Annotated in this window: 13 protein-coding genes and 1 pseudogene; 5 read left to right on the top strand and 9 right to left on the bottom strand. The window is 58.4% G+C overall.

Annotation, left to right across the window (positions count from 1 at the left end; translation table 11 throughout):
- Positions 1 to 215 precede the first annotated feature (215 nt).
- The 3 genes from F9C28_RS04785 to F9C28_RS04775 all read right to left on the bottom strand — a co-directional run bounded on the left by F9C28_RS04785 (position 216) and on the right by F9C28_RS04775 (position 3,766).
- On the bottom strand, positions 216 to 1,538 hold the full coding sequence (locus tag F9C28_RS04785) for an MFS transporter (RefSeq protein ID WP_199014099.1): 1,323 nt from the start codon (positions 1,536 to 1,538) through the stop codon (positions 216 to 218).
- Between the two features lie 258 nt (positions 1,539 to 1,796).
- Positions 1,797 to 2,810 (bottom strand): inner membrane protein YhjD, encoded by a 1,014-nt coding sequence (yhjD, locus tag F9C28_RS04780; RefSeq protein ID WP_199014098.1) that lies wholly within the window; start codon positions 2,808 to 2,810, stop codon positions 1,797 to 1,799.
- Between the two features lie 56 nt (positions 2,811 to 2,866).
- Positions 2,867 to 3,766 (bottom strand): LysR family transcriptional regulator, encoded by a 900-nt coding sequence (locus tag F9C28_RS04775; RefSeq protein WP_199014097.1) that lies wholly within the window; start codon positions 3,764 to 3,766, stop codon positions 2,867 to 2,869.
- 118 nt (positions 3,767 to 3,884) lie between these two features.
- On the opposite strand from F9C28_RS04775, the gene F9C28_RS04770 reads away from it, so the two are divergent.
- Positions 3,885 to 4,643: an SDR family NAD(P)-dependent oxidoreductase gene (locus F9C28_RS04770; RefSeq protein ID WP_199014096.1), complete on the top strand. Its 759-nt coding sequence runs from the start codon at positions 3,885 to 3,887 to the stop codon at positions 4,641 to 4,643.
- Positions 4,644 to 4,699: 56 nt separating this feature from the next.
- On the opposite strand, the gene F9C28_RS04765 is transcribed toward F9C28_RS04770, so the two are convergent.
- Together F9C28_RS04765 and F9C28_RS04760 are read right to left on the bottom strand one after the other, a co-directional pair.
- Entirely contained in the window at positions 4,700 to 5,029 is a 330-nt protein-coding gene (locus F9C28_RS04765; RefSeq protein ID WP_199014095.1) for a DHCW motif cupin fold protein, read from the bottom strand.
- Positions 5,030 to 5,111: 82 nt separating this feature from the next.
- Entirely contained in the window at positions 5,112 to 5,276 is a 165-nt protein-coding gene (locus F9C28_RS04760; RefSeq protein ID WP_199014094.1) for a DUF1127 domain-containing protein, read from the bottom strand.
- 175 nt (positions 5,277 to 5,451) lie between these two features.
- Here F9C28_RS04760 and F9C28_RS04755 point away from each other — a divergent pair, with 175 nt between their 5' ends.
- Positions 5,452 to 6,867 carry an aminotransferase-like domain-containing protein gene (locus F9C28_RS04755; protein WP_199014093.1) on the top strand — a complete coding sequence of 472 codons (1,416 nt, stop codon included), beginning with the start codon at positions 5,452 to 5,454 and terminating at the stop codon, positions 6,865 to 6,867.
- Between the two features lie 4 nt (positions 6,868 to 6,871).
- Here the strand turns inward: F9C28_RS04755 and treF are convergent, their stop codons facing one another.
- Entirely contained in the window at positions 6,872 to 8,524 is a 1,653-nt protein-coding gene (gene treF, locus F9C28_RS04750) for an alpha,alpha-trehalase TreF (protein WP_199014092.1), read from the bottom strand.
- Between the two features lie 230 nt (positions 8,525 to 8,754).
- Between treF and F9C28_RS04745 the strand changes: the two are divergent.
- Positions 8,755 to 8,967 (top strand): annotated as a pseudogene (locus tag F9C28_RS04745) (SAM-dependent methyltransferase); the annotation flags it as partial.
- A gap of 20 nt (positions 8,968 to 8,987) precedes the next feature.
- Here the strand turns inward: F9C28_RS04745 and F9C28_RS04740 are convergent.
- Positions 8,988 to 10,502 carry a SmvA family efflux MFS transporter gene (locus F9C28_RS04740; RefSeq protein WP_199014090.1) on the bottom strand — a complete coding sequence of 505 codons (1,515 nt, stop codon included), beginning with the start codon at positions 10,500 to 10,502 and terminating at the stop codon, positions 8,988 to 8,990.
- Positions 10,503 to 10,617: 115 nt separating this feature from the next.
- Here F9C28_RS04740 and F9C28_RS04735 point away from each other — a divergent pair, with 115 nt between their 5' ends.
- Together F9C28_RS04735 and mrdA are read left to right on the top strand one after the other, a co-directional pair.
- A complete protein-coding gene (locus tag F9C28_RS04735; protein WP_199014089.1) occupies positions 10,618 to 11,205 on the top strand; it encodes a TetR family transcriptional regulator in 588 nt (195 codons plus the stop codon).
- Between the two features lie 149 nt (positions 11,206 to 11,354).
- Positions 11,355 to 13,280 (top strand): penicillin-binding protein 2, encoded by a 1,926-nt coding sequence (mrdA, locus tag F9C28_RS04730; RefSeq protein ID WP_199014088.1) that lies wholly within the window; start codon positions 11,355 to 11,357, stop codon positions 13,278 to 13,280.
- A gap of 53 nt (positions 13,281 to 13,333) precedes the next feature.
- On the opposite strand, the gene F9C28_RS04725 is transcribed toward mrdA, so the two are convergent.
- Positions 13,334 to 14,002, bottom strand: coding sequence for a MarC family NAAT transporter (locus tag F9C28_RS04725; RefSeq protein WP_199014087.1), 669 nt, complete (start codon positions 14,000 to 14,002; stop codon positions 13,334 to 13,336).
- 240 nt (positions 14,003 to 14,242) lie between these two features.
- Positions 14,243 to 14,908, bottom strand: a complete 666-nt coding sequence (locus tag F9C28_RS04720) for a DUF3313 domain-containing protein (protein WP_199014181.1) — start codon at positions 14,906 to 14,908, stop codon at positions 14,243 to 14,245.
- Positions 14,909 to 14,986: the final 78 nt, after the last annotated feature.

Here is a 14,986-nt window from a genome sequence, read left to right as displayed (position 1 = left end):
GAAATATGCGGCTAGTGTGGGCTGCCGGGTTCGGTGAGTCAAACATTTTAAAACACTGTTTTGATAAACTTTGAGCGAGGCTAAATTCCAGAAAAATTTTCGGCGAAAATCGCCGCGCAAACGCGGGTGGCCGGGGGGGGACGGTAATAAAAATGGCCCCGAACCGGGGCCATTGTGACGGTATCAGGTAATAACCGGAAACCACCAGCCGCTGGCTATAGCGACTGGTGGCGGGTTTCCTTGCTGCACAGCAGGGCCACCAGGGTGATGGCCGCCATGGCCGCCAAATAGACCCCCACCCAGAACAGCCCCCAGTTAGCCTGGAGCCAGGTGGCAATATACGGGGCGACGGATGCCCCGAGGATCGAGGCCACGTTGTAGGAGAACGAGGCGCCGGTATAGCGCACTTCGGTAGGGAACAGTTCCGGCAGCAGCGCCCCCATCGGGCCGAAGGTCAGGCCCATCAGGCTCAGGCCGAGCAGCAGGAACAGCAGCACCAGGGTCGGGTTGCCCGAGCCCAGCAGCGGCATAAACAGCAACAGGGCAAACAGCAGGATCAGGCTGGTTATCACCAGCATGCAGGCCCGGCGGCCGTATTTATCCGCCAGCCAGCCGGACACCGGCACCATCAGGCCAAAGCCCAGCACCGCTATCATCAGCATCCACAGTACGCTATTGCGTGAAAACCCCAGCCCTACAGGCAGTGGTGCGGTGCTGAAGGTCATGGAATAGACCGTCATGATGTAGAACAGCGTATAGGTGGCCAGCATAATGAAGGTGCCGATAATGGTGGCCTTCAGGTGGCGGGTCAGCAGGGTGCCCAGCGGGATTTTTACCTGCTTACCGGCGTTGGCGATTTTGGCAAATACCGGAGTTTCATGCAGCGAAACCCGCACATACAGGCCGATGACCACCAGCACCGCCGAGAGTATAAACGGCAGCCGCCAGCCCCAGCGCATAAACTGCTCGTCGGTCAGCAGCCAGGAGAGCAGCAGGAAGGTACCGTTAGCAAAGAAGAAGCCAATCGGGGCCCCCAGTTGCGGGAACGAGCCATACAGCGCCCGCTTGTGGGCGGGGGCGTTCTCAGTGGCCAGCAGCGCCGCGCCGCCCCATTCGCCACCCAGCCCCAGGCCCTGGCCAAAACGCGCCAGCGCCAGCAGCAGCGGGGCAAAGATACCGATGGTCTGGTAACCGGGTAATAAACCAATCACCACCGTTGACACCCCCATGGTTAGCAGCGAGGCGACAAGAGTCACTTTACGGCCGACCCGATCGCCAAAGTGGCCAAACAGGGCGGAGCCGATAGGGCGCGCCACAAAGGCGATGGCGAAGGTGGCCAGAGACTGTAGCGTGGCGGCGGTGGGGTCCCCCTGGGGGAAGAAGATATGCGGGAAGACAATCACCGCGGCAGTGGCGTAGATATAGAAATCAAAGAACTCGATGGCGGTCCCTACCAGAGAGGCGACCACCACTCTGCCCCGGGAGTTTACCGGGGCCGGGTTATCGGTATTGATAGCGGTTGCGATGGATGCTTGCATAATTATTTCTTATTTTTTATATGGCGAACGAATGGCCATATTACGCATAGCAAAAGTATGATTTCAACGCTGCCGGGGATGGTTGCCTGTACGTAAAATAAACGAAAAGTGAATAATTTTCACCCGGGTGAGTTTAGCAGGGTCGACACACTGCAAGGTGCGCTAAAGCCAGTGGATGATAGTGCGGAGCGGATAAATAAAAGTGACCGGGTGATATGGCCCGCCGGTCACCCCCGGCGTGGAGCCGGGGGAGGTGGGTCAGTGGCCGTGGCGTTTGTCCGCTAAGGGCGGATCGTCGTGATAGCGGGCGGTGGCTATCCAGGCGGCGCAAAACAGGATCAGGCGGGCGAAGAAATAGAAAAAGGCCATCAGCCCGAGCACCGAACCAAAGGCCGCCCCGGAGGGGGACGACACCAGTTTGGGCAGCGTGAAGGTCATGATGATTTTCAGCACTTCAAAGCCGATTGCCGCCAGCAAGGTACCGCGCAGCAGCGCTTTTTTACGCGGCCGGTGGCGGGGCAGACGCCAGAAAATCCAGAAGAACAGCAGATAGTTAGCAAAGATAGAGATAGACAGGCCAATCAGCCGCCAGGCGGGTTTTAACCAGCCGATGGCGTCGAGATGAAGAAAATTAATAATGGTTTGCTGGGCGGCCCCGGCCACTGAGGTTATCGACAGGGTAATGATCAGCGCAATCAACAGACCAATCAGCGCGACGATATCACGCAGGTATTTGACCCAAATTTTTTCTTTATCTTCCGGGTTGCGCTCCCACACCTCCCGGGACTGGGCGCGTACCGCTTCCCGCAGGTTACCCATCCAGTTCACCCCGGAATAGAGCGCCACCAGCAGCCCCACCAGCCCGACGGTAGTACGCTGCTGGACCGCCGTATTGATGGTGCTTTTCAGGGTGGCGGCCAGGGTGGGATCGCTGACATTATTCAGGATGCGGGAAAAAATATCCTCAAGCAGCGTCGGGTGGGAGGCGAGCACATACCCCCCGGCGGCAAAGGCCACCATCAGCATCGGGATCAGGGATAAAAATGAGAAATAGGTGATAGCCGCGCCGAACTGGTTGCCCATGCGGTCGTTGAAGCGCTCGGTGGCGCGCAGAAAGTGGGCGACCATATGGTTGCGCTCCACTTTATTGACCGCCTGTTTTACGCCATCAATGGGGTTATGTGCCTTATTGTTGTGGTCGCTTTCTGCCGCGGCAGGTTCATGCTCCACAGCACTTGTCGTCCGGGAGGCGTTCTGCTCCGGTGTCGTCATGTGTCGGTTTCCTTGTAATGCGGGGCGTGAATGTTAAATAAATTATAGCCTTAATACTAATCGACATAGCCTTTCATTATCTCTTTTAGCCATTCCATAAACAGATGCACCCGCCGGGAGAGGTTGCGGCGGTGGGGATAAATCAGCGATACCGGCAGTGGTCTGGCCCGGTACTGGGGCAGAATTTCCACCAGTTGCCCGGCTTTTATCGCCCCCCGGGACCCCACCCGGGGGGACTGGATAATCCCCAGCCCGGCGAGGCAGGCGGCGAGGTAGGTCTCGGTGCTGTTGACGGTTAACACGCCGCCGGCTTTCACCCAGTGGGTTTCATCCCCGCGATAATATTCAAACCCCTGCGGGCGGCTGCCGAGGGTGACCGCATAATGCACCAGCGCGTGGGTAGATAAATCCCCGGGGGTGAGCGGTTCGCCGAAGCGCGCCAGATACGCCGGGCTGGCGCAGTTGATTTGGGTCAGTATCCCCAGGGGGCGGGCCACCAGGCCGGAGTCTTTCAACTGGCCCACCCGCACGACGCAGTCGAACCCTTCCTGGACCACATCCACCAGCCGATCGCTGCTGCTAAGCTCCAGTTCGAGGCCGGGGTATTGCTGTAACAGCGCCGGGAGCTGGGGAATCACAATATTCTTCGCCACGGCGGCAGGCATATCGACCCGCAGCCGCCCGCTGACGCTGGCGGGCTCGGCGTGGAATAAATTATCCAGTTCATCGAGGTTGGCCAGCAGATCCCGGCACCTGTCGTAATAGACCATCCCGTCCTGGGTAAGCTGAACCCGGCGGGTGGTACGGTGCAGCAGCCGGGTGCCGAGGCTGCTTTCCAGGCGCTGAATATGGCGCGATACGCTGCCCTTGGGCAGGCTGAGGGTTTCCGCTGCCCGGGTAAAACTGCCCAACTCCGCGACCCGGACAAACAACTGCATTGCATAAATTTTATCCATTGATTGCCCGTATTGTTGTTTAAACTGAAACAGTGAAACGTTTTTCAGCATATTTATTGTTTTTGTATCAGCTAATAGGCTGTACCTCAATAATCATCCGTGACTGAAGAGGCAAATCATGACCCAATCTATTGCAATTGTAACCGGCGGTAGCCGTGGTTTAGGCAAAAATGCCGCATTGAAACTATCCCGGCGCGGAATCGGTATTATCCTTACCTGGCGCAGCCAGGGTCAGGAGGCGCAAGAGGTTGTAAACGACATTCGGCAACATGGCGGTAAAGCGGCGGCTATTCAGCTAAATGTCGCCGATATTTCCGGGTTTGCGACCTTTGCACAACAGGTGGCGGCGGTACTCCAGGAACAGTGGCAGCGCACCACCTTTGATTATTTACTGAACAACGCCGGGACCGGGGCGGATACCCTGCTGGCGCAGACCCGTGAAGCGGAATTTGATGCGCTGGTGAATATCCACCTCAAGGGGCCATTTTTCCTGACCCAGACCCTGCTGCCGCTGATGGCGGACGGGGGGCGGATTTTGAACGTCTCCAGCGGGCTGACCCGTTTTGCGCTGCCCGGCAAGGGCACCTATGCGGCGATGAAAGGGGCGATGGAGGTGCTGACCCGTTACCAGGCGAAAGAGCTGGGCAGCCGGGGGATTAGCGCCAACATTATTGCCCCCGGGGCGATTGCCACCGACTTTGGCGGCGGCACGGTGCGGGATAACCCGGAGGTTGCCCGGCATATTGCCAGCCAGACCGCCCTTGGCCGGGTAGGGCAGCCGGATGATATTGGTGATGCTATCGCCGCGCTGTTCAGCGATGAGCTGCGCTGGATGAATGCCCAGCGTATTGAAGTGTCCGGCGGGATGTTTTTGTAATCCTGCGGATGAACCGGGGAAAAGGCGCCCGGCAAGCGGGCGCACTGGCCGGGCGGTTAATCGACAATAAACAGCGTGGCCCCGCGGGCGGTGGAGGAGCGATGGGCTTCGGCACCATCGGCAACCTGATAACTCATCCCCGGCCCGAGGGTGAACCGGCGGCCGTCGTCCAGCTCAGTGACGAGCTCCCCGGACAAGCACAGCAGAATATGGCCTTTATGGCACCAGTGGTCCGCCAGATAACCGGCACTGTATTCCACCATCCGTACCCGGATCTCCCCGAATTGCCGGGTGCGCCACAGGGCAACCCCCTGTTCCCCCGGGTGGCGGGTGGGAGCAATCTCTGCCCAGTGGGTGGTACCGAAGGGAATAGCTGAAATATCCATTAGCGCTCCTGAATTATCACTTTTTATTGTTTACGTTTTGATAACATTTTACTGAGACAAACGTCCGCAGGCCTGGCGCTATTTAGCGGTAATCGTCGCGGTTCAGTCCCACATCTTTCAGTTGGCTATCACTCATTCGGTCGAGAGCTTTGCGGCTCTGATGCTGGCGGTACCAGGCTTTCCAGAATTTCCACAGCAGAACAAAGCCGATAAAAGGACGACGTGCACGGTTTTCATGAAATTCCATCGCATAACTCCTTACCAGAATGAGGTTTTATCATTGCCTGGATCGGTGCCGCGAATACAGATTCAGAAATAACTTTTAATTAACATACAGAGCGGATAAAACATGAACTGAATTACACTTTTATGACCAAACTGTATGGTTCTGGTCATCTGTATGGTCAACCGGAGGATACAGCGTGACGCGTTATGAGCATCTGGCGACGATTCTGGCCCAGCGCATTGAGCAGGGGCTGTACCGCAGCGGCGATCGGTTACCTTCGGTACGGGCCTTAAGCCAGGAGCATGGGGTCAGCATCAGTACCGTCCAGCAGGCTTACCAGTGCCTGGAGGCCAGACAGTTGATTGTTCCCCAGCCGCGCTCCGGTTATTTTGTCGCCTCCCGCAAGGCGCAACTGCCGGTGCCGGCGATGTCGCGGCCGGTACAGCGGCCGGTCGAAGTCACCCAGTGGGATCAGGTGCAGAGCTTGCTGGATGCCCGGCGCGATGAGGAGATCATCGCCCTCGGGGGCGGGGCGCCTGATATTTCGCAGCCCGGCCTGAAACCGCTGTGGCGCGAGATGAACCGCGTCACCCAGCACCAGCACCCCGGCGCACTGTGCTATGACGAACTGTATGGCAAGGTGGTGTTACGCCAGCAGATAGCCCGGCTGATGCTGGACAGCGGGGTACATGCCGCCCTGGATGACATCATCATTACCAACGGCTGCCACGGGGCCCTGGCCGCCGGGCTATTGGCGGTGTGCCAGCCTGGTGATATCGTGGCGGTGGAGTCCCCCTCTTTTCACGGCACCATGCAGATGCTGCGTGCGTTTGGGTTCCGCGCGCTGGAAATCCCCACGGACCCGGTGCAGGGGATCAGTATCGAAGCCCTGGAGCTGGCGCTGGAACAGTGGCCGGTGAAAGGGGTTATCCTGGTGGCCAACTGCAACAACCCGCTGGGCTTTATTATGCCGGACCACCGTAAGCGGGCGCTGCTCACCCTCGCCCAGCGCCACGATATCGCTATTTTTGAAGATGATGTCTACGGGGAGCTGGCGTTTGAATATCCGCGACCGCGGACCCTTAAGTCCTGGGATGTCGATGGCCGGGTGCTGTTGTGCAGCGCTTTTACCAAAACCATCGCGCCCGGGCTGCGGGTGGGGTGGATAATCCCCGGCCGTTACCGGGACAAGGTGCTGCATATGAAATACGTGACCACCGGCACCATTGTCGGTGTCACCCAGATGGCGGTGGCAGAGTTTATTCGCGGCGGCCATTACCACCGACATTTACGGCGTATGCGCCACCTCTACCAGCATAATATGGAAAAATACGCCGGCTGGGTGCGGGAGTATTTCCCCTGCGGTACCTGCCTGACACGGCCAAAAGGCGGCTTCCTGCTATGGGTCGAACTGCCGGAAAAAGTCGATATGGTGCAGATCTCCCGGGGGCTGGAACAGTATAAAATCCTGACGGCGGCGGGGTCGATGTTCTCCGCCGCCGGGAAGTACCGCCACTGCCTGCGGCTGAATTGCGCCCTGCCGCTGGACGCCCGCCACCAGCGGGCGCTCAAGTTGCTGGGAGAGGCGGTGCACCAGGCGCTGGCTGCCTGAAGGATCAGACGCCGGGTTCACCATACAGGCTGATTAACCGCCGGGTGACCCCGTTAGTCCAGCCAAACCCGTCCTGGAGCGGGTATTCGCCACCGCCCCCTTCCCGGGGCGTGGTACAGGCAATGTGGTATTTCTCAATCAGTTTGTTGGACTGGCAATAGACCCGGTTGACCGTGGCCAGCCAGTTGTGGGCTATCTCATCCGCCAGCCCGTCTTCGGCATAATTTTTCAGCCCCTGGATTGCCATCCATTGCAGGGGGGCCCAGCCGTTCGGTTTATCCCACTGTTCACCACTGTCTATCTCGGTGGCCAGTATCCCCCCCGGGGTTAGCAGACGCAGGCGCAGATTTTCGGTTAGCCGCTGGGCCTGCTCATGGCTGGCGAGCATCACAAAGAGCGGCACCACACTGGCCGCGGAAAACGCCGCCGGGCGCTGGCGGCGCCAGTCATAATCCCGGTATAGCCCGTTTACCTCATCCCACAGGTAGCGGTTAATCGCCGCCTTGCGGTCTGCCGCTTTGCTGAGGAAACGCTGGCGGATAACCGTGTCGTCTTTTAGCCCGGCAATATTGGCAATGGTGGTTTCCAGCTTAAATAAAAACGCGTTCAGGTCGATGGGAATAAACTGGGTGGTGCGAATGCTGGCCAGCCGGTCGCTGTCCCGCAGCCAGCGGGATGAGTAGTCCCAGCCGGAGGCGGCACCGGCCCGCAGGTCCCGGTAGACTTCACTGGGGGGGCGGCCGGACTGGCGGGCGGTTTCAATATCTTCCAGCCATGATTCATCCCGGGGGGTGTCGCGATCGTCCCAGTAGCGGTTAAGCAGGGCGCCGTCAGGCATCCGCACCGCATGGCGATAGGCCTGGTTATCCGCCAGCGCGTCGCTGCCGTCCATCCAGTAGGCATACTCTTTAAGCAGATGGTCCAGATAGCGCCGGGCGCCGCGCACGCCGTCTTCTTCGAACAGTTCGACCATCAGGGCGAACACCGGGGGCTGGGAGCGGCTCAGGTAGTAGGTGCGGTTGCCGTTGGGGATATGGCCGTAGTTTTCCAGCAGCCAGGCGAAGTTATCCGCCATGTTGCGCAGTAAATCCTCCCGGCCGCTGTCCACCAGGCCGAGCATGGTGAAGTAGGAGTCCCAGTAGTAGGTTTCGGTAAAACGCCCCCCCGGCACGATATAGGGCTGGGGCAGGGCCAGCAGGGATGAATAGGTGTAATGATCCTCCGGGGTGCGGGTCAGCACCGGCCACAGGGTATCAATATGCTCTTTCAGGGTCAGGGACGGGTCGGAAACGTATAAATCGCCATCGGGCCTGGGCATGTGGAAGTGGGCCTCCACAAAGACTTTGAGGTTGAACCCCGATACCCGTCGCGCCCGGCGGTAGTTGATCAGGATGGTGAGCGGGTCCAGTTTTGGCGCGCAGTCCGGGAAGGTTTTGCTGTCCGGAAATAGCCGAGAGGACTGCACGTGCTCAAACAGTTCAAGGTAGCGATCTGCGGGGGTTAGCGCATCAGACGCGGGCAGACCCTCAATGGTTTCCGGTTCTGGCTCGGCATCGAGCATGTCACCCAGTTTCAGTTCACAGGGATCGTGTTCATAGCGGAACTCTTCATCAACGATAAAGTGGGCGAGGGGGGCGTTGGCGTTCTGGGCTGGCATAGTGGCGGGAACCTCCGGTTGCTGAATGCGGTATTCGCAGCGGTATTGCGCTCTCCCTATTAAGGGTAGACAAGTTGCCGCTTGCCGGGCAGCGGCCTGGACGAATTCATCGTATTCTTAACACGGTAGCAGTGGCGGGAGCGCTGGCTATGGGGTTGGTTTCTCTGTGATTATCTGGATTTCAACGGAATGGATAACTTTGCAACGATTTATTAAAACCTGGTGGAGGATACGCGGGAGCGGCGCTGATGTTTACCAGCGGCCCGGAGAACGGCGAAGCCATCGGGCAGTTTATCGGCCAGCCCCTGTACCATGCCAGCCTCAGCCCGGATGAGTACCGGCAACGGCTGGCGGAAAACGGCTTCCAGGTGGTGGCCCACCGGGCGCAAGACCCGGATTGTGGCGGGCATACGGTGTGGCTGGCCCGCCGGACCGCGCAGTAGCCGCGCTACCCTGTGGGCCTTCAGGCGTGACGGCGCGCGTCGGTGCCCGCAAGGGCAAACCAGATCCCCACCGCCAGCAGCATCAGTAACACACTGGCGGTGCCGAGCGCCAGACTGTGGGAGAGGGTAAACGCGCTGCGCGCCGCCTGCGCCACTTGCTGGCCCAGCGACGGGCTAAGCTGGCTGGCCAGTTGCATGGCTTCGCCAATGGAGGAGGACGCCTGATGCGCCTGTGCAGCGGACAGGCTCCCGGGCAGGGTAATCGCCCCGGTAAAGCTGCGGCTGAGCAGTAACCCGAACAGGGCGATCCCCAGGCCGGCCCCCAATTCGTAGGCCATGGTTTCAATGGCCCCCGCCGCGCTGGCTTTCTCTTTTGGGGCCGCCGCCATAATCGCCGCCGTTGAGGCTAACAGGGCGCTGGCCACGCTGAACCCCAGAATGGCCATTAAGATCCAGGCCTGGCGCTGCTGGGTGGCGAAATCGGTAAAGGACAAGCCCAGAAAGCTCAGGCCGCTGAGCAGCATGCCCCCGGCGGCCACCTGGCGCAGGCCCCAGCGGGAGACCAGCACCCCGGCAACCGGGCCGCTAATACCGCTGGAGAGCATCACCGGCAGCATAAAGGCCCCGGCGGCTAGCGGGGTCAGCCCGTGCACAAACTGCAGCTCCTGGGCCATCATCAGCTCAAACCCCACCAGGGTTATCATGGCGACCATCGCCATCATGACACCGCAGAAAATAACGCGCTGGCTGAATAAACGAATATCAATCATCGGCTGGGCCTGCTGGCGCTGGGTGCGGATAAAGTGCTGCAGCAACAGGGCCCCCGCCAGCATGATAAGCAAGGCCACCCACGGGGCAAGGGTGCCTTTCATCAGGGTCTTCAGGCTGTAAATCAGCAGCAAAATAGCCACCACCAGGGTGAGGGCGTGGTGCAGATTAATGCGCTGCTGGGGTCTACCCTGCTGGGTGGGCACGACAATTGCGGTTAACGCCATCACGGCGAGGATCAGCGGCACATTCACCAGGAAGACCGCCCCCCAGTAAAAATGCGCCAACAGAAAGCCGCCGATAAGCGGCCCAAACGCCGCGCCGCCGGAGCCCACCGCCGCCCAGATCCCGAGGGCGATATTCCGCTGCCGGGCATCGGCAAAGGTGGTGCGAATGGCGGCCAGGGTGGCGGGGACAATCATTGCTGCGCCCACGGCCAGCAAGCCACGGGCGGCAATCAGCCAGCCTGCATTTGGGGCAAGGGCCGCCGCCAGTGAGGCGATACCAAACAGGGCGCTGCCGGTGAGCAGCAGGCGTTTGAAGCCGATTTTATCCCCCAGCGCCCCCATGGGCAGCACCATCCCCGCCATGATCAGCGAATAGATATCAATAATCCACAGCAGGGTATTACTGCTGGCGCCGAGGGTGGTGCTCAGGGTGGGGGTGGCCACGTGCAATACCGTGGCGTCGATGGCCACCGGGATATACACCAGCACAACGGTCAGTAAGGTTAACCACGGACGAAACCGGGCCGATGAAAACAACATAGCGTCATCCTGAAAATAAAATTGAACACGCGTTCAACTTGGTTATCCTGGCAAAAAATTGAACGCATGTCCAACTTTTTGCTATGCTGCCCGGAAACCGGCAAGCGAGACGACCATGAGTTATCTGAACAAAGAGCAGCGGCGGGAGATTATTCTCCAGGCCGCAGAGTGTGTGGCGCTCAGTGAAGGGCTACAGGCCATGACGGTGCGCCGGATTGCCGGTGAGGCCGGTATTGCCACCGGGCAGGTGCATCACCATTTTGCCTCCAGCAGCGCCCTGAAAGCAGAGGTGTTTTTGCGCATCAGCGACCAGGCGCTGGCGCGGCACAATGTTGCCGAAAACACCGCCGAAAATGCCAACTGGCGCGAGCGGCTGCACGATGCGCTGGGCAGCCAGGAGAGCGCAGTTGACCCTTACCTGGCCTTATGGCGCGAAGCCCAGCTGGAGGCCGGGCGCGATCCGGTCATGCGCGAGGCGTATATCCAGTCAATGGCGATGTGGCACCAGCGGGTGGTGGCGGTGATTCACCAGGGGATAGCCGCTGGCGGCTTCACCACCCGGCAGACCCCGGAGAGCATCGCCTGGCGTTTGATCTCCCTGAGCTGCGGCATGGATGGGCTATACGTCCTCGGGGTGGGGGGAATCGACGACGCCACGTTTTATCAGCATCTGGAGCAGGTGATCACCCTCGAGCTGGGGTAACGTACCGGGAACGGCGTTTATCTGAACAGTTTCCATATGCTGAAACATATTTTGCTGCTCCATTAGCAATCTTCTTATAGAGCCAGGCCCCGGGAAGGCTTATCCTTGCCGGTTTTTAGCTAACTTGTAAGTCAGGTAAATTACCGCTAATGGCCTTGCTGAGAGATGAAATCCGCGATCATTCGGCGGAAAAAGTGCTGTTTATCCGCCGGGCGGTGATCTCCCTTCTGCTGGTGGTACTCTGCTTTGGGATCCTTATCGCTAACCTGTATCGTTTGCAGGTGGACGACCATGATTTTTACCAGACCCGTTCCGACCAAAACGCCATAAAAATGCTGCCGGTGGCGCCGACCCGGGGGCTGATTTTTGATCGTAACGGTATCCCGCTGGTACGCAATATTACCTTGTTCCGCTTACAGGTGATCCCGGGGAAAATCGCGGATATCAATCAGATGATTACCGCGCTCACCCCGATTGTTGATCTCACCCCGGACGATATCGCCAATTTCCGCAAGGAGCTGCACCACAACAGCCGCTACAAGGCTATCACCCTGAAAGATATTCTTAACGAGGTGGAAGTCGCCCGTTTTGCGGTGAATGAGTTCCGCTTTCCCGGGGCGACGGTAGAAACCTATCAGGAGCGGGATTACCCCTATGGGGCCGCGCTGGCCCATGTGGTGGGCTATGTGTCGAAAATCAACGACAACGATCTCCAGCGGCTGAGTAAAGCCGGGGAGGCGGAGAACTACGCCGCAGACCACAATATCGGTAAGCAGGGGATTGAAGGGTATTACGAGAAGGAACTGCACGGCACCACCGGTTATCAGGAGGTGGAAGTGGATAACCACGGGCGGATCGTGCGGATGCTTAAAGAGGTTCCGCCCCAGGCCGGTAAGAATATCTACCTGACCCTCGATTTGAACCTGCAGCAGTATATCGAGTCGGTACTCAAGGGGCAGCGTGCGGCGGTGGTCGCGGTTGATCCCCAGGACGGCGGGGTGCTGGCGATGGTTTCCAGCCCGAGTTACGATCCCAGCCCCTTTGTGAAGGGCATTAGCTCTCAGGCTTACCGGGCGTTACTGTCCAACCCGGACCGGCCGCTGATTAACCGGGTGACCCAGGGGCTGTATCCTCCGGCCTCCACGGTAAAACCCTATATGGCAATCTCGGCGCTCTCTGCCGGGGTGATTACCCCGAATACCACCTTTTTCGGTGCCCCGACCTGGACTCTACCGGGGACCCAGCGCCGTTATCGTGACTGGCTGAAAACCGGCCACGGTATGTTGAACGTTACCCGGGCGATTGAAGAGTCTGCGGATACCTTCTTTTACCAGGTGGCCTATGAAATGGGCATTGATCGCATCCACACCTGGCTGAGTAAATTTGGCTATGGGCAGTTGACCGGTATTGATCTTAATGAAGAGTATGCCGGGGTATTACCCAGCCGCGACTGGAAAAAGCGGGTGCATAAAAGCATGTGGTATCAGGGGGATACTGTTTCCGTTGGCATCGGCCAGGGGTACTGGATTGCTACACCCATCCAGATGGTGAAAGCCCTGACCACCCTGCTGAATAACGGTAAGGTGAAGGACCCGCACTTGCTTTACTCCATGACCAGCGGCAACCAGGTGGAGCGCTACCAGCAACCGGCGGATACGCCCCAGGTGGGGGACCCGCATTCACCTTACTGGAACATTGTGCGTAATGGCATGTACGGGATGGCCAACTTGCCGAACGGTACCGGTTATAAGCTGTTCCACACCGCCCCTTATGGGATTGCGGCCAAGTCCGGGACCTCCCAGGTCTTTAGCCTGAAGCAAAACCAGGTGTATAACGCGCGGATGATCCCGGTGAGATTGCGTGACCATATCTTCTATACCCTGTTTGCCCCGTATCAGCATCCGAAGGTGGCGATGGCGCTTATCCTTGAGAACGGCGGCGGGGATGGTGTGGTGGCCGGGCCAACGGCCCGTAAGATCCTCGACCATATCTTCCTGCCGGGCCACGATCAGCAACCGGCGCCGGATGGCGTCGACACTACCGGGCTCCAGACCGACAGCGACGATGCCCGTTAACCGGCATTGGGTCCCGCTGGGTGATAAATAATCCGTGAGGGGCGGCTCACGGATTACGCCCACGGGTAGCTGACAACGATCTCCTGCACGCCATTAATCATAAATTGCACGCCCATACACACCAGTAAGAACCCCATCAGCCGGGAGATAGCATCAATGCCGTTAGCGCCAACCAGGCGCATGATCGCATCAGAACTGCGCAGGCTCCCCCACAAAATAATACTCAGCAGGGCAAAGATAATCGGCGGGGCGACCCAGATTATCCAGTCCGGAAACAGGGGATTATCGTTAATGGTTGAGGCCGAGCTAATAATCATCGCGATAGTACCCGGCCCGGCGGTGCTGGGCATGGCCAGCGGGACGAAGGCGATATTGGCCGCGACTTTTTCTGGCGGTAGCGCGGCGGATTTTGGGCTGTGGGCTGGCCGGGAGGGCGGTGTCGGAAAAAGCATGCGAAAACCAATAAACATCACGATCAGGCCGCCCGCAATGCGTAGCCCGGGAATGGAGATGCCGAAGGTGTTCATCACTATCTGGCCAGCATACCAGGCGACCATCATGATGATAAAGACATAGAGGCTTGCCATCATAGACTGCTGGTGACGCTCAGCCCTTGTCATGTCACCAGACAGGCCAAGGAACAGGGCAACGGTGGTTAAGGGGTTGGCAAGGGGCAGGAGAATGGCAAGCCCAAGCGTGATGGCTTCAAATAACTGGAACATAATGTACCTGACAGAAAGTAAGCGGTAATGGCTGGGTAATCACCGGTTGCCCGGGCGAGCGCATCAATAACTAACCGCATGGTTTTATTTTTAAAATCATGTGTATAGCAGTGCACTATGATAGGTGTATTTTAGTAAAGTTATGATTCTGGGGTGTAATTTATGGTTATTGTGAGGGGCTTGCGGGCGATAAAAAAACTGGCCTGTTGGCCAGTTTTTGTGTCTGATTCAGCCGCGCTGTCAGGGTTTGCCGGTATTAAACAACCGGGCATCGGTCGCCAGGCTGTCAATGACGGTCTTCAGTGTTGACAGGGTGACCGGCTGTTGCGCGTTATCGAGCTGTCTACCGATCCCCTTACGCACCACCTTCATTTTTACCTCGCCGGTCACGGCATCGGCGACCTCGGCTTCAAAGTAGATATTGGTATCCTGGGTACGGTATCCGGTGGCAACCTGCCCGGCGGCGAGCACCATGGCTATCGGCAGCACTTCGTAGAATTGCATTGATTCGTTACTGGTATTCACGGCGGTAATCGCGCTGCGGATAACCAGGGTATGCGGGCCGGGGGTCTTCGTCAGAGTAAAGCGGGATTTCAGCGATTGTTCGAGTTTATTATTGGTGTATGCCAGCACCTTATTCAGGGTGTCTTGCGAAACCTGAGGGCCGGGCCGCGGGGTCGGGAAGTAAACGATAGGGTTATAAATCAGCTTATTATAATCGGCGATGTTAAACCCGGGGGCTATCCAGCGGCTAATGGGCTGGCCGGTGGCGCTGACAGTATCCTGGAGGCCACTATAGTCTTTCAGGAACCCGGAGTATTGTTCTTTGGTTGCCCGGTTGGTGCTACATCCGGCAAGCAGAACACTGGTAGTGAGTAGCGCGCAGGGCTTTGTTGAATAAATCAGATTTCGGGTAAGTCTCCCCCGTAGCGGGTTGTGTTTTCAGGCAATACGCACACTTTCAGGCATACCTGCTTTCGTCAT

It is taken from the genome of Shimwellia pseudoproteus (assembly GCF_016415625.1).
In the GTDB taxonomy this organism is placed as follows: domain Bacteria; phylum Pseudomonadota; class Gammaproteobacteria; order Enterobacterales; family Enterobacteriaceae; genus Shimwellia; species Shimwellia pseudoproteus.
Note: the sequence above shows the minus strand (reverse complement) of the source record. Positions and strands in the feature narration are given on the sequence as shown.